Origin of the sequence: Mesorhizobium shangrilense, assembly GCF_040537815.1 — a bacterium.
In the GTDB taxonomy this organism is placed as follows: Bacteria; Pseudomonadota; Alphaproteobacteria; order Rhizobiales; family Rhizobiaceae; genus Mesorhizobium; species Mesorhizobium shangrilense.
This window is the reverse complement of record NZ_JBEWSZ010000001.1, coordinates 4,717,038-4,737,593: the sequence shown is the minus strand read 5'-3', so window position 1 is coordinate 4,737,593 and position 20,556 is coordinate 4,717,038. Positions and strand designations below refer to the sequence as shown.

The 20,556-nt window shown below is 63.0% G+C and carries 17 protein-coding genes and 2 pseudogenes; 7 read left to right on the top strand and 12 right to left on the bottom strand.

Annotated features, from left to right (window positions below):
• Nucleotides 1–5 precede the first annotated feature (5 nt).
• From ABVQ20_RS22895 to ABVQ20_RS22880, 4 genes and pseudogenes are all read left to right on the top strand, one after another.
• Nucleotides 6–1,064 (top strand): helix-turn-helix domain-containing protein, encoded by a 1,059-nt coding sequence (locus tag ABVQ20_RS22895; RefSeq protein WP_354461740.1) that lies wholly within the window; start codon nt 6–8, stop codon nt 1,062–1,064.
• Between the two features lie 252 nt (nt 1,065–1,316).
• Complete coding sequence (locus ABVQ20_RS22890; RefSeq protein ID WP_354461739.1) at nt 1,317–2,864, top strand: hypothetical protein; 1,548 nt, start codon at nt 1,317–1,319, stop codon at nt 2,862–2,864.
• 681 nt (nt 2,865–3,545) lie between these two features.
• The gene (locus tag ABVQ20_RS22885) at nt 3,546–4,337 is read left to right on the top strand and encodes a transporter (protein WP_435528426.1); all 792 of its coding nucleotides are present in this window, start codon (nt 3,546–3,548) and stop codon (nt 4,335–4,337) included.
• Nucleotides 4,338–4,476: 139 nt separating this feature from the next.
• Nucleotides 4,477–4,675, top strand: a pseudogene (locus ABVQ20_RS22880) (esterase); the annotation flags it as partial.
• A 274-nt stretch (nt 4,676–4,949) separates the two neighbouring features.
• On the opposite strand, the gene ABVQ20_RS22875 reads toward ABVQ20_RS22880, so the two are convergent.
• From ABVQ20_RS22875 to ABVQ20_RS22860, 4 genes are all read right to left on the bottom strand, one after another.
• A complete protein-coding gene (locus ABVQ20_RS22875) occupies nt 4,950–6,953 on the bottom strand; it encodes an acetyl-CoA carboxylase biotin carboxylase subunit (protein WP_354461737.1) in 2,004 nt (667 codons plus the stop codon).
• 9 nt (nt 6,954–6,962) lie between these two features.
• Nucleotides 6,963–8,495: an acyl-CoA carboxylase subunit beta gene (locus ABVQ20_RS22870; protein ID WP_354461736.1), complete on the bottom strand. Its 1,533-nt coding sequence runs from the start codon at nt 8,493–8,495 to the stop codon at nt 6,963–6,965.
• A gap of 121 nt (nt 8,496–8,616) precedes the next feature.
• Nucleotides 8,617–9,054 (bottom strand): RidA family protein, encoded by a 438-nt coding sequence (locus tag ABVQ20_RS22865; RefSeq protein WP_354461735.1) that lies wholly within the window; start codon nt 9,052–9,054, stop codon nt 8,617–8,619.
• On the bottom strand, nt 9,051–10,265 hold the full coding sequence (locus ABVQ20_RS22860; protein ID WP_354461734.1) for a pyridoxal phosphate-dependent aminotransferase: 1,215 nt from the start codon (nt 10,263–10,265) through the stop codon (nt 9,051–9,053). Before ABVQ20_RS22860 ends, ABVQ20_RS22865 begins: the two co-directional genes overlap by 4 nt.
• A gap of 125 nt (nt 10,266–10,390) precedes the next feature.
• Here ABVQ20_RS22860 and ABVQ20_RS22855 point away from each other — a divergent pair, with 125 nt between their 5' ends.
• Complete coding sequence (locus ABVQ20_RS22855) at nt 10,391–11,257, top strand: LysR family transcriptional regulator (protein ID WP_354461733.1); 867 nt, start codon at nt 10,391–10,393, stop codon at nt 11,255–11,257.
• A gap of 62 nt (nt 11,258–11,319) precedes the next feature.
• Here ABVQ20_RS22855 and ABVQ20_RS22850 read toward each other — a convergent pair.
• The 8 genes and pseudogenes from ABVQ20_RS22850 to pxpB all read right to left on the bottom strand — a co-directional run bounded on the left by ABVQ20_RS22850 (nt 11,320) and on the right by pxpB (nt 18,548).
• A pseudogene (locus ABVQ20_RS22850) lies at nt 11,320–12,006 on the bottom strand (fumarylacetoacetate hydrolase family protein).
• A gap of 24 nt (nt 12,007–12,030) precedes the next feature.
• Complete coding sequence (locus ABVQ20_RS22845) at nt 12,031–13,233, bottom strand: M24 family metallopeptidase (protein WP_354461732.1); 1,203 nt, start codon at nt 13,231–13,233, stop codon at nt 12,031–12,033.
• Between the two features lie 23 nt (nt 13,234–13,256).
• Nucleotides 13,257–13,889: a GntR family transcriptional regulator gene (locus ABVQ20_RS22840; protein ID WP_354461731.1), complete on the bottom strand. Its 633-nt coding sequence runs from the start codon at nt 13,887–13,889 to the stop codon at nt 13,257–13,259.
• The gene (locus ABVQ20_RS22835; RefSeq protein WP_354461730.1) at nt 13,886–15,157 is read right to left on the bottom strand and encodes a hydantoinase/carbamoylase family amidase; all 1,272 of its coding nucleotides are present in this window, start codon (nt 15,155–15,157) and stop codon (nt 13,886–13,888) included. The genes ABVQ20_RS22840 and ABVQ20_RS22835 overlap by 4 nt, the downstream gene beginning before the upstream one ends.
• Complete coding sequence (locus ABVQ20_RS22830; RefSeq protein WP_354461729.1) at nt 15,154–16,104, bottom strand: hydroxyacid dehydrogenase; 951 nt, start codon at nt 16,102–16,104, stop codon at nt 15,154–15,156. Before ABVQ20_RS22830 ends, ABVQ20_RS22835 begins: the two co-directional genes overlap by 4 nt.
• Nucleotides 16,101–16,763 carry a GntR family transcriptional regulator gene (locus ABVQ20_RS22825; RefSeq protein ID WP_354461728.1) on the bottom strand — a complete coding sequence of 221 codons (663 nt, stop codon included), beginning with the start codon at nt 16,761–16,763 and terminating at the stop codon, nt 16,101–16,103. The genes ABVQ20_RS22830 and ABVQ20_RS22825 overlap by 4 nt, the downstream gene beginning before the upstream one ends.
• A 16-nt stretch (nt 16,764–16,779) precedes the next feature.
• Nucleotides 16,780–17,799, bottom strand: a complete 1,020-nt coding sequence (locus tag ABVQ20_RS22820; RefSeq protein WP_354461727.1) for a 5-oxoprolinase subunit C family protein — start codon at nt 17,797–17,799, stop codon at nt 16,780–16,782.
• Nucleotides 17,796–18,548, bottom strand: coding sequence for a 5-oxoprolinase subunit PxpB (gene pxpB / locus ABVQ20_RS22815; protein ID WP_354461726.1), 753 nt, complete (start codon nt 18,546–18,548; stop codon nt 17,796–17,798). The genes ABVQ20_RS22820 and pxpB overlap by 4 nt, the downstream gene beginning before the upstream one ends.
• 172 nt (nt 18,549–18,720) lie before the next feature.
• Between pxpB and ABVQ20_RS22810 the strand changes: the two genes are divergently transcribed.
• Together ABVQ20_RS22810 and ABVQ20_RS22805 are read left to right on the top strand one after the other, a co-directional pair.
• Nucleotides 18,721–19,491: a LamB/YcsF family protein gene (locus tag ABVQ20_RS22810; protein ID WP_354461725.1), complete on the top strand. Its 771-nt coding sequence runs from the start codon at nt 18,721–18,723 to the stop codon at nt 19,489–19,491.
• A gap of 11 nt (nt 19,492–19,502) precedes the next feature.
• Nucleotides 19,503–20,360, top strand: a complete 858-nt coding sequence (locus ABVQ20_RS22805) for a D-amino-acid transaminase (RefSeq protein WP_354461724.1) — start codon at nt 19,503–19,505, stop codon at nt 20,358–20,360.
• Nucleotides 20,361–20,556: the final 196 nt, after the last annotated feature.

Below are 20,556 nucleotides of genomic sequence, written 5' to 3'. Positions count from 1 at the left end.
GCCTGATGCAGGACAAGGCACGAGTTATCAACGCAAGCGCCAAGATTGGAACCACGGAGCCTCTGAGGTGCGTCGTCGACATCGACACCTCGTCGGCGCCGCCCGCTGAACAGTTCGACCTTTATCGAAGCTGGCACTCCAACATTGCCGACATCGAATTGCTTCGAGACGAGTTTGATTCGTTCGCCGCGCGCGAGCGGGTGTGGCAGCTGGGCGGCCTCGTCCTGGCCTCCATCGAATATCCCGGAACCGGCTATCATCGCCGCTGGAGCAGCAAGAAGAATCCGGTCTTCGATCATTGGCTTCTATGCGTGCCGCAGACAATCCCTTCAGGCGGCGGGCCGCCCCGGACAGGACAGTTGCGTTGGCAGTGCCTGGCGGCGCCACATCAGGGTCAGGGCAAGGATGATGGCGTTATTTGTCTGTTCCTTCCGCGAGATTTCGCGTTCTCGCAGCCCTTCACGCTAGACATCCGCCAGGAGATGGCGGCGTTTGTCGCGGATTACATGCTTCTGCTTTATCATTCCCTTCCCAACCGCACGGACAACGATGTTCCCTACATCGCGGCAGCGACCACCAGCCTGCTCGCCGCGTGCATCTCTCCATCCCGGGATCACTTTTTCGAGGCCCAGGAACCGATCGATGCCGTCATCATGGCCCGCGCGAACAAGCTCATTGCCGCCAAGCTTGCCGATCGAGACCTGACGCCGGAAAAGCTCTGCCAGGAACTCTCCATCTCACGCTCCCGTCTTTATCGGATTTTCGAACCGGCTGGAGGCGTATCACACTATATCCGGCGCCAAAGGTTGCTGAGGACAAGGGATGTTCTGGGTGACAGCACGGACGGACGTGCGATCTCCAGTATCGCGGAGGAATGGGGTTTTGTAGACCCTTCGACGTACAGCCGAACATTCAGGAGAGAGTTTGGAATTTCACCCAAAGAGGCACGCGAAGCCGGTTGGCTGGGCATCAAGCATCCGCCTTTGGCGGAGCGGTCGGGCGACAGCAGACCTTCGTTAAACAGCCTTCTGGCCAGCAACTATCTACTCGGTCGCCACCTGTAGGCCCGCGCGAGCGCAACGCGCTGCAGCAATCAATGCCGCTGGATCACTGTCGGCTCCCTAAAATGAGCTGGTCCGGCCATTTTGAGAATGAAATCCAGTAATTCTGGGCTCTGTCCAATTTGTCCCAAACCTATGCATGGAGTTCATTTTTCCCGGATTGATGGTTAATCTCCATAAATCTCGAATTCCATGGCTTTCGACTTTCCGCGATGGGAAATATGCTTCCTAGTAACCTTATATGGGAGCTATCGAATGAAAAGGCGCACATTTCTGACTGGAAGCGCGGCTGCCGTTACCGGGCTATCCGTAGACCCCGTCTTTTCACATGCGGCCACCGCCGACCGCCAGCCGCTCACCGTCACGGACCTTGAAAACTCGGCCGCCCAGCTCCGAAGCCGTTTTTCTCGGGACTTCGATCCCGCTTATGTCGAAAACGCAATCCTTCCCTTCTTCCTGGTCAGCGTCTATCAGGGGGAGCGTGCGATGCTGCCGATGATCGATGAGGCGCTGAGCAAGGAAAACGCCCTTCCCACATATCTGTGGGGCCTGATCAGCGAGAGTTGGCGACCCGCTCCGGAGAAAGGCGTAACCGTCTTCCTTCAGGGTTTGGACAAGCGCGGCCCAGACAATCGCCGCAAGCGCATCTACATGAGCGCCGTCACACCGGATCTCTATCAGGAGATGTATAGCGACAAGGTGACGGCGTTCTTTGAAGGACTGCTGTCGAAGGGCAATGCCGGCAAGCCGTTGATGCGCCTGTACCTCGATACGTTCTGGGACATGTACTGGGACCTGCATCTGGGAGTCAGGGGCGATGCGATACCCCCGCAGGTGCGCCAAATCGGCATGAGCTTCAACACGGTTCTCGCCTATCTCGATCCGACCCAACGCATCGTCTACGAAAACTACATGGTCGTTCGGGACAATCTCGATTTCCTGAAGTCATGGATTGGGGAGCGGCTTGCCGATCTTGAGACGGGAAAGACGCTCGATCCACACAAGACATTTGCCTGGTACTGGCTCAAGAATGGCGAAGGTGACGACAATTTCGCTCACAAGGACGTGGTCTTTGAGTGCTTTCACAACTTCGTGGCGTTCAGCCAGTGGGGCAACTCGCTCTACAACATGATGTTGAAGCTCGGTGCGGCGACCGGCGACCCGGACACGCGGCAGTCGTTTGCAAAGACGATGGAGGGCAGCTTCGATAGCGCCGGCGAATCCGCGTTCAGCCCACTTGAGCGTTTCGTCATGGAGCTTTTTCGTATTATTTCGCCCAACAGCGGCAGCATCTCGTCGTTGCGGGAAACCTCTGCACCTGTGTTCGAGCGGTCCGGCTACATCATCAGCCCTCACACCTCGACCAGCCTCGACCCGGTTCACTGGAAGAATCCGGAAGAGTTCGATCCGTCACGATACGAGCGTGTCCCGACGAGTGCACAGATCGATGAGAAGCATGTCGAGCGGCTAGGGATGGCTCGGTGTCCCTTCGAAAAAACCAGCTTCGACGTGAAGGACGGCCGGAAGGCATCGATGCAAAACAGCGCGTTCGGAACCGTTTTTGGTGTTGCTGGAGGCAAGCCCCTGCCGGTGTGCGACCACGCGGGTTTCGCGCCTTTTGGTTTCGGCTACCGGCGTTGCCCCGGCGAGCAACTAACCATCAATGCGTTCGAGGACTTCCTTCGCACAGTCTGGAAAAACAAGATCGACTTCGTGAAACTCAACCTGGCCCAGGCAGAGGTGCTGCCCATCGGCCCGATGACAGTAATCCGCGATGACCTGGGATTCGCCAGATCCGCCTGACGGTGCGCGTGCGGTGGCTCCTAGCGGGTGTGGGATCAAATCACGCTCTGGAAAGAGCATTCGCAAGCGATGTGGCCAATTCCTGAGGTGACACGCCAGAATTCCGCGCGTTCCAATGTTCGTGGTTTGGTACCGAGATGGCGCGCCGGACGAGATGAAACTGGGCACAGCTATGTAACGGCTATGTAGTTTTTGCAACAGCGGTCCGCTTTGGATGGAAACGACCTCGCCGCGCTGGAAATACACGAAAGCAGGAGCCCGGCCCACCCCGCGGATCGGGTCCAGTTGGGCGATCGTGGCCAGCCGACTCTGGTCTCGTGCCTCCTAGGAGCGTCTCCGTCGGAGCGCCGGTATCGTCGAGGATGCCCACGAAAGGGCAGTAGGAACTGGCCGCGCGTCAAGGGATAGCCATCGGACCTCGCTGCAACCGGGATGATGCTTTTCCCAAAGCCGAAGCACGGGGGGTTCGCGACCGGCGAGAACGGAGCATAGCTGGTCGCGATTGGCGCGAAACGGCAAGACGGCCAAGCTGCGCATGCACAAAGTGCTCGCAGTGGGATTCGCCTGCCGATGACCGGGCCTTCATGCGTTTGCTCTGCGGCCAGGCCCTGGCGCAGGCGGACGAAGCTCAGCCCAAGGTGGCCGATGCGCGCCAGCCGGAAAATTTCAATCGAGGACATCATGAATCCGAAATCGCTCTTGCTCCTGATCGCAGCGACTATCCTGGCCGGTCCGGCTGCCGCGGATGATGCCGATCTTGCCAAGCAACTATCGAATCCCATCGCGTCGCTGATCAGCGTTCCGCTCCAGTTCAATCATGACAGCGGCTACGGTCCCACTGGCGGCCACAAGTCGGTTTTGAATATCCAGCCGGTTATTCCGTTCTCGATCAATGAAGACTGGAATGTCATTTCCCGTACGGTTGTTCCGGTCATCTCGCAGAACGATATCGCGGGGAATTCGGGCAGTCAGGCCGGTATCGGCGACGTCGTGCAAAGCCTCTTCTTTTCACCGAAGAAGCCGACCGCTGGAGGCCTGATCTGGGGCGTCGGGCCTGCCATTCTACTGCCTACTGCAACCGATCCGCTTCTGGGCGGAAAAAAATGGGGCCTCGGTCCGACGGCGGTCGTGTTGAAGCAGGAGGGGCCCTGGACTTATGGAGCGCTTGGCAACCATATCTGGTCCGTCGCCGGCAACAGCGATCGGCGCGACATCAGTTCCACGTTCCTGCAACCCTTCATCTCCTATACGACGAAGGATGCCTGGACGTTCGCGCTCGATACCGAGAGCACCTATGACTGGAAAAGCGAGAAATGGAGCGTGCCAATCAACCTTACGGTGTCGAAGCTCGTAATGTTCGGCAAGCAGCCGGTGAGTTTCTCGGGTGGCCCGCGCTACTGGGCTGTAGCACCCGAAAATGGGCCGAACGGTTGGGGCGTTCGCGGCAGCATCAGCCTTCTCTTCCCCCGGTAGTTCGCTCCTTCATGGGGCCACGCGCACCCTCGTTTCCTGTGGCGCATACTACGCACCCAGGGGACGGAGACTCCATGTGAAGAAGCTCATCCTTGCATGCCTCGCCATTCTGTCCGGGTGCGGTCAACCGACCAGAGTGATGGAACCGGTCGCCCTGACGGCGTCGACACCAAGACGTCCCAGGTCGATATGCTCGTGGTGACCACGCGCCAGCCGTCGGGCATCCGGCAACTTTGTTCAATGGCGAGCGCAGCCCGAAGCCCTAGATGATGGATATCACCGTTTCGATCCCGGCGAATCGCGACGCCGGGACGGTGCAGTGGCCAGAACGCCTGCCGGCGTCCTGCTAAATTATTGAATTTGGCGCGCCCGACAGGATGAACCCGAGAACTTGTATGTGATTGTTTCTGCTAAGTATCTTTAAGAACGCCGCGACGTTCGCGGGTGTCGCAGAGAGGTTGCATCTATAGCCGAGGAACTGAAACCCAACTTGCCCAGAAGACGGCTTAGCTGGGAAAGCCTTGCTGTTCCAACCGAAGGGGCACGCCAATCCCGGGTCAACTCTCAACGGAAATCAACATTAACCGCTTGTTGTGCAAAGCCCCAACCCTCTCACTCGAATTCCAGGATGAGTTCATCGACACCAAGGTTGACTCCGGTCTTCGCCCCGATCCTTCTGACAATTCCTTTGCGCTCGGCTCGCAGCACCGTCTCCATCTTCATCGCCTCGACGGTGGCAAGCGCCTGCCCCGCCTCGACCTGATCTCCCACCTTAACGGCAATGCTGGTAAGCATGCCTGGCATCGGGCACAGAAGCATTCTGGAGGTGTCCGGCGGCAATTTCACCGACATCAGCAGTGCGAGTTCGGCGACACGTGGCGCGCGCACATGCGCCACGACATCCATGCCACGCCAGCGCAGGCGCATGCCGGCGCCGATTGTCTCCACCTTGATCCCCGCCGCCTCGCCGTCGATGATGAAGCGCGCATGGACGTGGCCCGGTAGCCAATCGCTGACGATGCCGACTGACGGCCCTCCCTCGAAATCGACGATCGCACCGACGGCTTGCTCGCCAACAGTGAGCCTGAACCGGAAGCTGGCTAGTGTTGCCACCCAATTCGCCTCGACCTTGCGCCGATGGTCGTCCATCGTACCGGAAATCAGCACCGCGCGCTGTTCGGATCGCAGGCGCATGAAGGCCGCGGCCGCGGCCAGTTTTCGCGCATCCGCCTCGTTGGGAGCAACGCCGGCAAAGCCGGCTGGAAATTCCTCGGCAATGAAGGCCGTGGTCAATCGGCCTTCGCGAAACCGCGGATGGTCCATCACAGCCGAGAGGAACGGCAGATTGTGACAGATGCCTTCGACTTCGAAATCATCGAGCGCATGCGCCATGGCGTCTATCGCCGACAATCGGTCAGGAGCCCAGGTGCATAGCTTGGCGATCATCGGATCGTAATACATCGAGATTTCGCCACCCTCGAAGACGCCTGTGTCGTTGCGGACGACCGTGCCGTCATCACGCATACCTTCGACAGGCGGACGATAACGCGTCAGTCGTCCGATTGAGGGGAGGAAACTGCGATACGGGTCTTCCGCATACAACCTGCTTTCCACCGCCCAGCCGTTCAGCTTCACGTCACCCTGGGAAAGCCGCAGTTCTTCGCCGGCGGCGACACGGATCATCTCTTCGACCAGATCGATGCCGGTGATCAGTTCCGTTACCGGATGCTCGACCTGAAGCCGGGTGTTCATTTCGAGGAAGTAGAATCTCTTGTCCTGATCGACGATGAACTCCACCGTGCCGACCGAGAAATAGCCGACGGCCTTCGAAAGCGCGACGGCCTGCTCGCCCATCGCCTGGCGGGTGGCGGCGTCGAGGAAAGGTGACGGCGCTTCTTCGATGACCTTCTGGTTGCGGCGCTGGATCGAGCATTCGCGCTCACCCAGATAGACCACGTTCCCATGCTGGTCGCCCAGAACCTGGATCTCGATGTGGCGTGGCTGCGTCACGAATTTCTCGATGAAGATGCGGTCGTCGCCGAAGGACGATTTCGCCTCGTTTCTGGACGACTGAAAGCCTTCGCGGGCCTCGGCGTCGTTCCAGGCTATGCGCATGCCCTTGCCGCCGCCGCCGGCGGAGGCCTTGATCATCACCGGATAACCGATCGAGGCGGCGATACGGGCGGCCTCGTCCGCATCTTCAATCAGCTCCATATGGCCAGGCACCGTCGAAACGCCGGCGCTCGCCGCGATCTTCTTGGAGGTGATCTTGTCGCCCATCGCCTTGATCGCGACCGGCGGCGGGCCGATGAAGGCGACGCCCTCGGCCTTCAGCGCCTCGGCGAAGTTCGCATTCTCCGACAGGAAGCCATAGCCCGGATGAACGGCGTCCGCGCCGGTCTGACGGATCGCGTCGAGTATCTTGTCCATGACGATGTAGGATTGGTTCGACGGCGGCGGGCCGATATGCACCGCCTCGTCCGCCATCTTTACATGCAGCGCCTCGCGGTCCGCGTCGGAATAGACGGCGACAGCGGTGATGCCCAGCTTCCGCGCCGTCTTGATGACGCGGCAGGCGATCTCACCGCGATTGGCGATCAGGATTTTCTTGAACATCAATGGTCCTCAGAGCGGAATAGTGTCGTGCTTCTTCCAACGCGTTTCGACGCTCTTGCCGCGCAGTGTGGCGAAGGCACGGGCGATGCGCTTGCGCGAGGAATGCGGCATGATTACCTCGTCGATGAAGCCACGCTCGGCGGCGATGAACGGATTGGCGAAGCGCTCCTCATGGTCCTTCGTACGCTCGGCGATCTTCCCGGGATCGCCGAGTTCCGAGCGATAGAGGATTTCCGTCGCGCCCTTCGCGCCCATCACCGCGATCTCCGCGGTCGGCCAGGCATAGTTGACGTCCGCGCCTATATGCTTGGAGGCCATCACGTCATAGGCACCACCATAGGCCTTGCGGGTGATCAGCGTCACCATCGGCACCGTCGCCTGGCTGTAGGCGAACAATAGCTTGGCACCGTGCTTGATGAGGCCGCCATACTCCTGTTCCGTACCCGGCAGAAAGCCCGGAACATCGACAAGGGTGAGGATCGGGATCGAGAACGCGTCGCAGAAGCGCACGAAACGCGCGGCCTTGCGCGAACTGTTGATGTCGAGGCAGCCAGCCAGCACCCTCGGCTGGTTGGCGACGACGCCAACCGTCTGGCCTTCGATGCGCAGGAAGCCGGTGATGATGTTCCCGGCGAAGGCTTCCTGGATCTCGAAAAAATCGCCCTCGTCGGCAATCGCCAGGACCAACTCCTTCATGTCGTAGGGGCTGCTGGCGCTGACAGGCACGAGCGTGTCGAGCCGCATTTCGATACGCGACGGATCGTCGAAGAAGGGTCGCTCCGGGGGCTTTTCCCGGTTGTTGAGCGGCAGGAAGTCGAACAGTCGGCGGACCTGCTCCAGCGTCTCGATGTCGTTTTCATAGGCACCGTCGGCCACCGAGGATTTTTGCGTGTGGGTGTCCGCACCGCCCAGTTCTTCCGCCGTCACGACCTCGTTGGTGACGGTCTTCACCACGTCCGGGCCGGTCACGAACATGTAGGAGCTGTCGCGCACCATGAAGATGAAGTCGGTCATGGCGGGCGAATAGACAGCCCCCCCGGCGCATGGCCCCATGATGACCGAAATCTGCGGGATGACCCCGGACGCCTCGGCGTTGCGTTTGAAAACGTCGGCGTAGCCGGCGAGCGAGGCGACGCCCTCCTGGATGCGCGCGCCGCCACTATCGTTGAGACCGATAACCGGGGCGCCGTTGCGCACCGCCATGTCCATGATCTTGCAGATTTTCCGCGCATGCGTTTCCGACAACGAGCCACCAAGAACGGTGATGTCCTGGGAGAACACATAGACGAGCCGGCCGTTGATCGTACCCCAGCCGGTGACGACGCCGTCGCTCGCCATCTTCTGGCTCGCCATGCTGAAATCGGTGGCGCAGTGGGTGACAAGCATGCCGTATTCCTCGAACGACCCTTCGTCGAGCAGCACGTCGATGCGCTCGCGCGCGGTGAGCTTGCCTTTGGCATGCTGGGCGTCGATGCGTTCTTGCCCGCCGCCGCGGCGCGCCTCCGCGCGTCGGGTTTCAAGCTGATCGAGGATCGTGTGCATCAGGATGTACCCTTGGATCTGGTCCTCGCCACGCAGGCTGAAAGACGAGAGCGGCGATCATGGCCATGACAATGTCGGAGGCGGCGCGATCGCCACACCAGCTGCCTTGTTTTCCGCCGCTTCAGTTGGAAACGGTGGCGATCAGCTGGATTTCGACCGGTGCGTTTCCCGGCAGGGTCGCCACGCCAACAGCCGCGCGGCTGCCGATGCCGGCCTCGCCAAGCTCCTCGCATAGAAAAGCCGAGGCAAAATCGGCCAACCTGGAATGGAGGGTAAAGCCCGGCTCGGCGGCGATGAAGACCGTGAGACTCTGCACCGACGCAATCCGCTCTCCGGGCGCAAGCCGGTGTTGTGCGGCGGCGAGCGCGTTGCGGGCGGCCAATCGCACCGCCTCGCGCCAGTTCTCCACCGGATCGGCCGCTCGCACCGGCCCGGTGAACCGGAGTTCCCCGTTCAGGCGCGGCGTCATGCCAGAGGTGAAGATCAAATCACCGAACCGCGAGGCTGGGAGATATTGACCTTGTGGAACGGGCGAAATGGAAGAAGACTCGCCGCTCATGCTCGATAGCGACCAACGAGTTCGACCAGGCGTTCGACCGCATTCACGGCCGCCGCGTGGTCCTGCGAGAAGTTCAACCGCACGCTGTTTGCTGAATGTGGTCCGAATTCGGTGCCAGGCGTGACGATAACACCGGCCTGGAGCCGCAGGATGCGCACGAAGTCTGGCGGGGCCACGGCGAGTTCAGGCAGGCGCGGGAACAGGTAGCTGCCTGCCTGAGGGGCGCGGGCTTCGACGCCATCCGCGGCGCGCAGCACCTTCAGCAGATCATCACGGATGGCCTGGTGCAGGCGGATCCGCTCATCCATCCAGTTCCCGGGTTCCGAAAACCATGTTTGCAGCACGGCTTGATTGTAGCCGGCGGCGCGTAACGACACGATCGCCTGGAGCTTCTCCATGCGCTCGATCAGCTTCGGCGCGCCGAAGGCCACGCCAAGCCGGTAGCCGCTCAGCGATTCCGTCTTGGACGGACCCATGATGGTGATGACATTGGCGGGATTGATGCCGGTCGCGCGCAAGTGGGCATAGGCCACATCCGTATAGCGAAGGCGTGAATAGAGCTGATCGGCGATGACGGTGGCACCATAGATGTTCGCCAGGTCAGCGATCCGCCGGATCTCGGCTTCGGAATAGACCACGCCCGCCGGATTGTTCGGGTTGGAAAAGACGAACACCTTCGCCCCCTGCCGGAAGGCATCTTCCAGCTGATCGAGGTCGAGCCCAGCCGCGGCATCGGACTTCATGTAGTCGAGCCGCACAGGGACGATCTCGCCTTCAAAGAACTCGACCAGCTTGCGGTTGGCGAAATAGTCGGGCTGGACGATGGCCACCTTGTCGCCGCGCGTGACCGTGCTGGCGACGGCCAGAAACAGCGCGCCCTGCGTGCCGGGCGTCAGGATCATTCCGTTCGCCGCATCGACCGGAGCGCCGGTGAAGGCGGCCAGCTTGCCGGCCAATTCCTCACGTATCCGGCTGGCTCCGCGATATTCTGTATAGGCCTGCTGCCCGCCGCGACGAACACCGTCGGCGAAAATCTCGAAGGCGCCGGGCGTCGGCGTGAAGGCATCGACATCGCCATGCGAGAAATCGACGGGCACGCCCGGCAGAGTCTCGCCGCGCAACAATGTATTGAGGTCGCTCGACTGCTGGCGCACCTCCTGGCCGGGAGCATTGTCGGTGCCGAGCTTGCTGAACTTGTCCTGGATGGACATCGGGAACTCCTTGGATCTTGGGCCGGGGCATGGGCCGGTCAGCCCATTTGCCAACCATTGTAGATTGCGGCAACAGGCAGTAAAATCTCTGTTGTGCTAGCATTAGAAGATAGAAAATGTGACGTATGGACATACGCTTTCTGGAGAGCTTCGTGGAGGTTGCCAATTGCGGCTCCATTGCCGAGGCGGCGCGACGACTGAACCTCACCTCCGCGGCGGTGGCGCAGCGGCTGAAGGCGCTCGAGCAGGAACTGGGCCATTCCTTGGTTGGCCGCGCAGGGCGGACGGTACGGCCAACAGCCTCTGGCCTAGCCGTCCTGCAGAAGGCTCGCCAATTGATCGAGGGCGCGCGTGACCTGCGTGCCATCGCCGCCAATGATCTGCCCGCCGGGGAATTGCGGCTCGGTTCGACGGCGACGGGACTGACCGGCCTTCTGCCGGAGGTCATCGCCTCGATGAGCCAGCGCTATCCGCGCATCGAGTTCTTCATTCGGCCCGGCTCTTCCATGGACCTTTACCGCAGCGTTCTATCGGAAGAGATCGATGCTGCGGTGATCGTGCAGCCGCCTTTCCAGATTCCGAAGTCGACTGGGTGGATGACCCTGCGCGAAGAGCCACTTGTGCTGATCGTGCCCGAGGCTATGGAGGTTAGCCACCCCGAGGCAGCGATCAGGACCGCGCGCTTCATCCGCTACGACAGAAACCAGTGGGGCGGCCAGATCGTCGATGGTTACCTGCGGCAGCACAGGCTGAAGGTGCGCGAATGGCTGGAGCTTGACGCGCTGGACTCCATTGCCGCGCTGGTCAGCCGGGGACTAGGGGTGTCCATCGTGCCGGACTGGTCACCGCCCTGGCCCGAGGGGCTGCGGCTGCGCAAGATCCCCCTTGTCGAAAGCGAGCGCCGAAGGGTCGGCGTGCTCTGGACACGCTCCGGCCCCCGAATCGCTGCAATACGAGCTTTCGTTGAGACCTGCGAAGAAACCCGTTGGTAGGTGCCGGATCATCAAAGCCCGCCGATTTCGCTGCCGCAAACCAGTGCGAGGCCAGTCCCCCGTCAGACGACGGGGGTGATCAGGCTGCCGAGGCCCGCAATATCGACCCGCACGGTCTGGCCCCGTTCCACCGCGCCTACCCCGGCAGGGGTGCCGGTATATATCAGATCGCCGGGTTTCAATGTGACCGAGGCAGACAGCGCCGATATGATCTCGGCCACGGACTAGATCATGTCGGAAAGATCGGCCTCCTGCCGCTGAGCGCCGTCGACCAAAAGGGCGATCCGTCCGCGACCAAGATGGCCGACTGCCGCCACTGGGAACAGCGTGCCACAGGCTGCCGAAAAGTCGAAGCCCTTGGCAAGATCCCAGGGGCGTCCGAGCTTTTTCGCCGCGGCCTGAAGATCACGCCGCGTGAAGTCATTGCCCGCCGCATAGCCCCAGATGTGCTCCAGCGCTGCATCTTGCGGAATATCCTGACCGCCGGTCCCTAGCGCGACCACCAGTTCCGCCTCGAAATGCAGGTCATGCGTTTGCGGCGGATAGGGCATGCCCTGCCCATCGGTCAGCAGTGCATCCGCCGGCTTCGAGAAGAAGAATGGGGGCTCGCGCTCCGGGTCGTGGCCGAATTCGCGGGCATGTTCGGCATAGTTGCGCCCGACGCACCAGATGCGCCGCACCGGGAAACGCGCGGTTTTTCCCGCCACGGGAAGCGAAGGTTGTGCAGGTGGTGAGAATACGAAATCCATGTCGTGGCTCATGCGTCTGTCGGGTCAGCGAATTGTCATGGCCCGGGGTAAGTCGGACAGTGGCTCGACCCCCTTATTCGTCACGATGACGGTTTCCGACGCGCCTACTGTAAAGGCGCCGTAGCTACGCAGCGTAGCGGGCAGATGGAAGACCATGCCTGGCTCAAGCGGGCGCGACACATCTGAAAACAGCGATAGGATCGCACCTTCGCCCCAATCCGGCGCGAAGGCCGCCCCCATGGAATAGCCGATGCGCTTGCGGAAAGCCGCGTTATATCCTGCCGCGTCGATAACCGCCTGTGCCGCATTGTGCGCGGCCGCACAGGGTTCGCCCGGCCGCATGGCCGCCAGCGCTGCATCGAGTGCCCGCAAAGCGGCATCCATCATCGCCTGGGCCTCGGCGGGAGGGGGGCCTATCCAGGCGCTGCGCATCAGCGCGGCATGGTAGCGGTCGTGGCTGGCGGCCAGTTCCAGGAAAACCCCGTCGCCCGCATCCATCCTGCGCCGACGCCAGGTGGCGTGCGGAATGCCCGAGCGCGGACCGGATGAAACAAGTGGTTCCATTGCCATTGCCTCGGAGCCCGCGGAGATAGCAGCGGCCATCATCGCTGCCGCCACGTCATTTTCGCTGGCGCCCTCCCGGCAGGCCTCGATCGCGGCGACCATGCCGGCCTGCGCGTAGGCCGCCGCGCGACGAATCGCCTCCAGCTCGGCGGGCGACTTGATCGCCCGCAGTCCCTCGACCAGGCCAGAGCCATCGGAAACGCGAACCGTCGCCAGCGCTTCAGCGATCCGCTCGGCCAGTGCCTGGCTGACGAACCAGCCGTTCCGTTCGACCGCCAGATGGCGCAGGCCCAGCGCCGCCACCAGCGCGCCAAGCGCCTGTGCCGGGTCCTCGCCGTCCTGCCAGGCGCGGATGTCCGTCAACCAGGTCGAGGCCTGCGCACCCGTCATCTCCAGTTGGCGAACCAGTAGGACGGGCTCGCCCGAAAGCGGCACCACAAGCGCCTGAAAAGAAAAGTAGCCGGCGGTCTGCCGGCCAGTCGTCCAGAAGATGTTTTCCGGGCCGGTCAGCAAGAGCGCCTCGGCTCCGGTGGGGCGCAGCGCCTTCTGGATATTGGCGACGCGTTGCCTGAATTCGGCGGTGGAAAACACCGCCTGACTGCCCGTCAGTTCGTCGGGCGGTCCGACGGACAAGGCTGGGGCGTGAAGCGGGGCATGTGGCATTTCATCTCTCTCGAATGGGAAGGTCAGCGCGAGAGCCAGCCCAGGAACCGGGACCGGACATTCTCGAAATGCAGCTTCATGGCAGTGCGCGCGGCTGCACCGTCACCGGCAGCAATTGCGTCGATCACGGCGATATGCTCGCGCGCCTGGTCCGCGAAGCTGTCATGGGTGCGGGTGATCGTGCAGCGCCTTGCGATGGCACGCTGTTCGGCGAGTATGGCCGGCAGCAATTCCAGCCGCGCGGCGTGCGCGACGGCAAGATGGAACTTGTCATCCTCGGCCCAAAAGTCGTCGAAGGCAACGGTGCGGCCATTGGCGTAGGCCGCCATGACCTCACGCAATTCGACCAGTTCGGCCGTCAGGCCGAATTCGGCGGCGCGGGCGGCCGCGGCGCTTTCAAGCGTCTGGCGCAGCTGCACGATCTCGATCAATTGCTCGACGGAGACGGAGCGCACCAGCAGGACGCCATTCTGCAGGCGGCTGATGACACATTCCCTCTCCAGGCGCGAGAGCGCCGATCGCAGCGGCGTGCGTGAAATGCCCTGTTGCTCGGCAAGCTCGCGCTCGGACAGAACAGTGTCCGGCTTGATACGGCCCTGCAGGATATCCTGTTTGATCCGGCGGTAAGCCGCCTGCGCGAGCGTTTCCGAACTCATAAGCGCCCCTCCAAGCGTATGGCTTCATGCACGGATTCGACGGCGAGGGCGAGGTCTTCCAAGTCCATTCCCTCGTCGGGACAATGGCTGCCGTTCCAATTGCGGATGAACACCATGACGCTGTCCCAACCCGCGGCGGCAAAAGCGGCCGCGTCGTGCCCCCCGCCCGAAAGCATGCGGCGCGGGCTAACCCCCCGGGCCTCCGCGCCGCCCGCTATGAAACCCGCCATGGCCGCGGAAAGGTGCGCCGGCTGGCTACGGCTCTGCTGGCCGAGCTCGAAGCAGATGCCTGGACGAGCCGCCTCGATGCGGGCAATCTCGGCGCGAAACCGGCCATCTGCCTCGTCGAGCGTAGAGGCGTCGGACGAACGCATGTCGAGACAGAAGCCCAGCGTTCCGGCAACCTTGGCCATGGCGTGGGCAGGGCTGGTGGCATCCACGCGGCCGAAGGTGACGGTCAGGTCGGCTCCTTCGGCGAGCTTCTCCGCCCAGACCCGATCCATCGCCATGACAAGCTCCGAGAAGGCGACGACGGCATCCGCGCGTCCGTCGTAAGGGGCCGCGCCGGAATGCGCCCACACCCCATTCACCCGCGCCGAACGGTAGCGCAACCCACCGCGGATCGCAGTCACGATGCCGTAGGGTTCGCCCGCCATGTGCAGGACCGGCCCCTGTTCGATGTGGAACTCAAGGAAGCGGGCCGGCGGCGGCGGCACGAGATTGGCCACGGCTTCGGGATCAAAGCCCTGATCGCGCATATGCGCGGCCAGGCTGCGCTGCGTGTCGACCCGCTTCGCCTCCATCTCCTCGCGCGCGAGGCGTCCAAGTGCCGCGCGGGAACCGACATAGGAGACCGGAAACCACACGCTTTCCTCGGCCCGCGTGACTGTTATCACGAGGTCCGCCTCGGGCGTGTGGTCCTCCGCGCGCAGCGCGGCGGCGAGGGCCAGGGCACCGGCAACTCCGGCCTGCCCGTCATAGGCCCCGCCTTCCGCGACCGTATCCAGATGGGACCCCGCATAGAGCGGTATGGCTTGGGGGTTGCGGCCCTTCAACAGGGCAAAGAGATTGCCCGCAGCATCGCGAGAGACGGCCAGCCCCAACGCGAGAGCCTCTTCCTCGATCATCGTGTGGGCAGCACTTTCGAGATCGCTGTAGGACGGGCGGGTCCAGCCCGGTCCGCCAGCCGAAAGCGTGTTCACCCGGGTAACGACGCGCTCGACGGTTGCGCGGATGGTCTTGGCCGCAAGGGCGGAACGCGCGCTCATGCCCGAACCTTCCACACTTCAGGATTGAGAGTCGTCGGGGGAAAGGCACCAGCGAGCGCCGTCACCACGTGACCGGCCGCGGTCTCGGACACGCGGCGAAGCGCATCCTCGGTCGTCGCACCCAGATGAGGGGTGAAGATCACGTTCGGGAACGCCGAAAGCGGACCGGTGGGAGCGCCAGCCGAATAGACATCCAGCGCTGCGCCGCCCAATCGCCCGGTTCGCAGGGTCTCACACAGGGCATCCTCATCCACCAGGCCGGCCCGCGCCACATTCACCAGAATGGCTCCGGGTTTCATCAGGGCGAGCGTCTCGCGCCCAATCATGTGGGACGTCTCGGCCCGCATCGGGGTGTGAAGCGAAACGAGATCCGCTTCTGCGAGCCCCGCGGCGAGGGTGGCGGCGCGCTCGTAGCCGCCGATGTCCGGAGCCCTGGGAGAATGGACGACGATCCTCATACCGAAGGCCTGCTCCAGCATGCGGCCGACATCACGCCCGATAGCGCCCCAGCCAACGATCAATGCCGTCTTGCCCGAAAGCTCCGTGAACCGCGCCGATTCCCGGAAGCCCGCGCGGCCCGCGCGTTCGCCGCGGTCGGCTGCGGGAATACCGCGGGCCGCGGCTATCGCGAGGCCGACCGCCAGTTCCGCCACCGAGCGCGCATTGGCACCGGGCGTGTTGGCGACCAGAACACCCTTCGCTGCCGCTGCTGTCTTGTCTACCGAATCATGCCCGGTTCCGTGGATCACCACGATGCGCAGACGGTCGGCCGCGGCGAAGGCGACAGCCTTCAACCCGGCATCGCGGGTAATCACCGCGTCGCAACCGGGGATGTGGGCGGCGACGGTCTCCATGTCCGAGGAAGGGCAAAGGACAGGTTCGATCCCCTGCGTCTCGAGCAAGATCAAGCCAGCCTCGTGAATGGGCTGGACAACTAGACATTTCATGACGGACCCTGTGGTTGGGTTTGGATCTTCTGCAGGCGCGCGAGGATCGCGTCCCTCGCATGAGCAAGGTGCAGGGCCATGGCGGCCTCGGCCGCCGCACCGTCGCCGAGGCGGATAGCCTCGAGGATCTGGAGATGCTCCTGGCAGCCCTTCAGGAAGCGCTCCGGCACTTGCGTGTGATCGAAAATACACGTCCTGCGCTGCAGTCCGGCGATGACATCGGCAACGGTGCGATTGCCGCCCGCCCGGGCGATCATCTCGTGCAAGTCGTTGTCGATATGCCATTGCACGTCGTCTGGTTCGGCTTCCAAACCATCATGCATCAGGGCGCGCACACGTCTTTCGACCTCGGCTGTGTCGGACGGTGGCGTTGCAGCAGCAGCACGGGCGCAAGCTGGTTCCAATTCGAGCCGCAAGAAGAAGATTTCCTCGATCTCGGCCGCGCCCAGCCGCCGAACCCGGGTGAACCGGCCTTCGGTCACGGCCAGCCCCTCGCTTTCGATGCGCTTGATGGCCTCGCGTACCGGGGTGCGGGACATGCCTAGAACCTCGCCCAGGGATGCCTCCTGCAAGGCGTCTCCGGGTTTGAGCGCGCCTGCCAGGATCATCTCGATGATCCTGTGGTGAGCATCGCGTGCAAGACTTGGGACTGTGGTCATCGTGCCTCCTGTCCAGCTATGAGACGAATTCCTCTGACACGAAAACACCGCTGATCAGATTGCATGACAAGAGATATTCCGACTGCAAAACGCCCTCGGGTTTTGCTTGCAGGTCGGCAAGCCGAGCCCGCAGGGTTCTTGCCCGCGCGATCACGGCTTCCTCGGCTTCCTCGCGAGACACAACCGCGAAGCGGAACCGCGCTCCAACGGGCAGTTGCGCCAAGCGGGGCAGATCCGGCGTAATGACGGTGGCGATCTTTGGATAGCCACCGGTCGTCTGGCTTTCGGCCATGAGGACCATGGGCTGATGCGAGCCCGGTACCTGGATCGAGCCGGGAACGGTCGCGTCGGACACGGTGTCATGTCCGCGGGCAGCCGGGAGCTCCGCGCCGGCCAGAATCATGGCCATGCGGTCGCGTTGCGGCGTGACGGTGAACTCCGTTTGGGTCAGCCGAGCTATGATATCAACGGAGAAATAGTCGTCCTGGGGGCCCAGCACGATACGGATCGGACCGCCTGCTTCAGGCGCAAGAGGGTTTGCAAGGCGCAGGCAGCGGTCCACCGTCTTGTCCTCCCCTAGCGGTAGGATAGCGCCCACGCGCAGGGCGCGGCCCTGGAATCCACCCAATCCGCTGCGCAAATGAGTCGCGCGGGACCCCAAGACAGGCGGCACGTCGATGCCGCCGGCGAACGCGATGTAGCCCCACACGGCATCCCCCATCGCCCCGACTTTAAGCGTTTCGCCAGGGTTCAGCCGATTGCTCTCGCCCGGCAGGACGCGCCGGTCCTCGACGCGTATGTCGCAATCTCCCCCCGTCACGGCAAATCGGATCGGGCAGCTTGCGCTGAAACGGCCACCCATGCCGGCAAACTCCAAGGCCGCGGCATCCGACGCGTTGCCGCACAGCGCGTTGGCCAGCGCCATGGCGGGACCATCCATCGGCCCCGCCGTCGAAACGCCAAAACGCCTGAGCCCCTTCCTGCCCGCGTCCTGCACGGTCAGCATCGGGCCGGCGGCAAGAATCTCGACACTCATGCCGCTTCCTCAGGTTCGATCACGGTCTCGCCCGCGGCGGCGCGCGCTGCGAGCCGCTCACCGGCCTCCGGATCGATCGACGTAAAGCGCACTCGGTCGCCGCCCGCCAAAAGAAAGGGAGCTGCTCGCTGCGGGTCGAATACCCTGATCGGCGTCCAGCCAATAAAGCGCCAGCCCGAAGGTCCCGCGACCGAATTTACGCTAGCCTGCTGACCGCCGATACCGATGCTCCCGGCCGGGACGTATTGGCGCGGCTTCTGCAGGCGCGGCGTGTGAAGGATCGGCGGCAATCCGCCCAGATAGGCAAAGCCCGGCGCAAATCCGATCATGAACACGCGGTATTCGACGCTCGAATGCAGCGAGACCAGTTCTTCCGGCGAGAGGTCCTTCATGGCCGCGATCTCTTCCAGGTCCTGGCCGACTTCGCCACCATAGACGACGGGGATGGACCATCCGCGGCCCTTCTTCCCCGCTCCCTCGCCAGGTCGGGAGAACCCCGCCAGGCGTTGCTCGAGTTCCCGCCCCCGAATGATCTCGGGGTCATAGCGAACCAGAAGCGAGCGATAACTGGGCACGATCTCGACCAACCCGGGGATCGCCGCGGCGTCCACAGCCGCCGCGATGGCGAAAATGTCGGCATTCACCCGTGCGTCGATGCAGTCGCCCAGCTGGAGTACCAGCGCGCTGTCGCCGCAGGGCAGGAAGGCGGGAGCCACGGCCTCAGCCATGCCGCGCATAAGTCGCATCATCCATCGGCTTTCCTGCTGCTTTGGAGTGATCATCAAAAAGGCTTGCGATTTCAGTATACCACATGTATCCATTGTGAAACAGCCGGTGGCATCCTGTCAATCAGGACTGGTGCCGGCTCCCGCTTTTAACAGCCCTCAGGCGCGCGACGCGCCCGCCCCACAGGACCTAGGGATGACCAGGAAGCTCGATCTCAACTGCGACATGGGCGAAAGCTTTGGTGCCTATACGATCGGCGACGACGCGGCGATGCTTAAGCTGGTCAGCACGGCGAACATCGCCTGCGGGTTCCATGCCGGCGACCCGGTGGTGATGCGTCGCACGATCCGAATGGCACGCGAAAACGGCGTCTCGGTCGGCGCCCACCCCTCCTTCGCCGACCTCTATGGCTTCGGTCGCCGCCGCATCTCCGGCGAGAAGCCCGAGGACCTGGAGGCGCAGCTGATTTATCAGATCGTCGCCATGCAAGGCATGTGCGCGCTGGAAGGTCACCCGATGACCCACGTCAAGACCCATGGCGCACTGGGGAACATGGCCGCAGTGGATCCCGACCTCGCGGCGCTGTGCGTGCGGGCGGTAAAGGCGGTGAACCCCGCTCTCGTCTATGTCTCGCTGCCCTATTCCGAAACCTTCAAGGCCGCCGAGAAGGCGGGGCTTCGCGTCGCCTGCGAAGTCTATGCCGACCGCAGCTACACCGATGCGGGCGAACTGACGCCGCGCGGCCAGCCCGGCGCTGTCATCCACGATCCGCGGCAAAGCCTTGACCAGGTTCTGGAGATGGTCGTCGGCGGCCATATCCCCACCACGGGAGGCAAGCGGCTTCCCGTCGAGCCGGCAACGCTTTGCGTCCATGGCGATACGCCGGGCGCGGTTGAGATCGTCCGCACCCTGCGCGCGGCCCTTGTCCTGAACGGCGTGCAAATCGCGCCGTTTGCCAAACCCTGAAGGATACCGAGATGAGTCGAGTTGTTTACCTCAACGGCGCCTGGCTAGCCGAGGCGGAGGCTAAGGTCTCGGTCTTCGATCGCGGCTTCCTCATGGCCGACGCCATCTATGAGGTGACCTGCGTGCTTGACGGCAAGCTTGTCGAATACGCCGGCCATGCGGCACGGCTTCAGCGCTCGGCCCGCGAACTGGGCATCGTTGTTCCGCTGGACGATGAAGCGCTTCTGGCGGTTCATCGCGAGATCGTGGCGCGCAATTCGCTCGATCAGGGCATGATCTATTTGCAGCTGACCCGTGGCGTGGCCGATCGCGATTTCGCCTATCCGCCTCCCGATACGCCCCCCACGCTGGTCCTGTTCACGCAGGCGAAGAACGTACTGGAAAACCGCGCCGCCGAAACCGGCATCGCGGTCTCGCTGCTCCCGGACCTGCGCTGGGGGCGTCGCGACATCAAGACGATCCAACTGCTTTACCCGTCCATGGCCAAGATGGAGGCCAAGGCCCGAGGCGCCGATGACGCCTGGCTGGTCGAGGACGGTCACGTGACCGAGGCCACCGCCGCCAGCGCCCACATCGTCACCGATCAGGACGTGCTGGTCACCCGCGATCTCTCGCACGCGCTGCTGCCTGGGATCACCCGCGCCTCGGTGCTGGAACTGGCCGCACGACACGGCATCCGTGTCGAGGAACGCGCCTTCACCCCAGAAGAGGCCAAAGCCGCGCGCGAGGCCTTCATCACTTCGGCCACCAATTTCGTCGTGCCCGTCACCCGGATCGATGAGGCAGCCATCGGCGAGGGCGCACCCGGCCCGCTGACCCGCGACCTGCGACGGCTCTATGTCGAGTCTCGCCGTGGCGCAGCGATCTGAGCCGACAAAATCCCACCGGCCGGCGCCTGCAGCAAAGGGGCCGGCCGGGTTTCGCCTCTTTCCACCCACGGAAGCGGCCAGGTTCGGGAAAGCTGTCCGGAATTGGGAATTCTTTCGTTTGCGGCAAAAGAATTCCAGTGGTATACTGAAATAGGTCAATCGACGGAAGATCGAGGGCCCATCGGGGAACCAGTGC

Coding starts and splice junctions, on each gene's coding strand:
- ABVQ20_RS22895 (WP_354461740.1), top strand. CDS start 6: ATGCAGGACAAGGCACGAGTTATCAACGCAAGCGCCAAGATTGGAACC.
- ABVQ20_RS22890 (WP_354461739.1), top strand. CDS start 1,317: ATGAAAAGGCGCACATTTCTGACTGGAAGCGCGGCTGCCGTTACCGGG.
- ABVQ20_RS22885 (WP_435528426.1), top strand. CDS start 3,546: ATGAATCCGAAATCGCTCTTGCTCCTGATCGCAGCGACTATCCTGGCC.
- ABVQ20_RS22875 (WP_354461737.1), bottom strand. CDS start 6,953: ATGTTCAAGAAAATCCTGATCGCCAATCGCGGTGAGATCGCCTGCCGC.
- ABVQ20_RS22870 (WP_354461736.1), bottom strand. CDS start 8,495: ATGCACACGATCCTCGATCAGCTTGAAACCCGACGCGCGGAGGCGCGC.
- ABVQ20_RS22865 (WP_354461735.1), bottom strand. CDS start 9,054: ATGAGCGGCGAGTCTTCTTCCATTTCGCCCGTTCCACAAGGTCAATAT.
- ABVQ20_RS22860 (WP_354461734.1), bottom strand. CDS start 10,265: ATGTCCATCCAGGACAAGTTCAGCAAGCTCGGCACCGACAATGCTCCC.
- ABVQ20_RS22855 (WP_354461733.1), top strand. CDS start 10,391: ATGGACATACGCTTTCTGGAGAGCTTCGTGGAGGTTGCCAATTGCGGC.
- ABVQ20_RS22845 (WP_354461732.1), bottom strand. CDS start 13,233: ATGCCACATGCCCCGCTTCACGCCCCAGCCTTGTCCGTCGGACCGCCC.
- ABVQ20_RS22840 (WP_354461731.1), bottom strand. CDS start 13,889: ATGAGTTCGGAAACGCTCGCGCAGGCGGCTTACCGCCGGATCAAACAG.
- ABVQ20_RS22835 (WP_354461730.1), bottom strand. CDS start 15,157: ATGAGCGCGCGTTCCGCCCTTGCGGCCAAGACCATCCGCGCAACCGTC.
- ABVQ20_RS22830 (WP_354461729.1), bottom strand. CDS start 16,104: ATGAAATGTCTAGTTGTCCAGCCCATTCACGAGGCTGGCTTGATCTTG.
- ABVQ20_RS22825 (WP_354461728.1), bottom strand. CDS start 16,763: ATGACCACAGTCCCAAGTCTTGCACGCGATGCTCACCACAGGATCATC.
- ABVQ20_RS22820 (WP_354461727.1), bottom strand. CDS start 17,799: ATGAGTGTCGAGATTCTTGCCGCCGGCCCGATGCTGACCGTGCAGGAC.
- pxpB (WP_354461726.1), bottom strand. CDS start 18,548: ATGATGCGACTTATGCGCGGCATGGCTGAGGCCGTGGCTCCCGCCTTC.
- ABVQ20_RS22810 (WP_354461725.1), top strand. CDS start 18,721: ATGACCAGGAAGCTCGATCTCAACTGCGACATGGGCGAAAGCTTTGGT.
- ABVQ20_RS22805 (WP_354461724.1), top strand. CDS start 19,503: ATGAGTCGAGTTGTTTACCTCAACGGCGCCTGGCTAGCCGAGGCGGAG.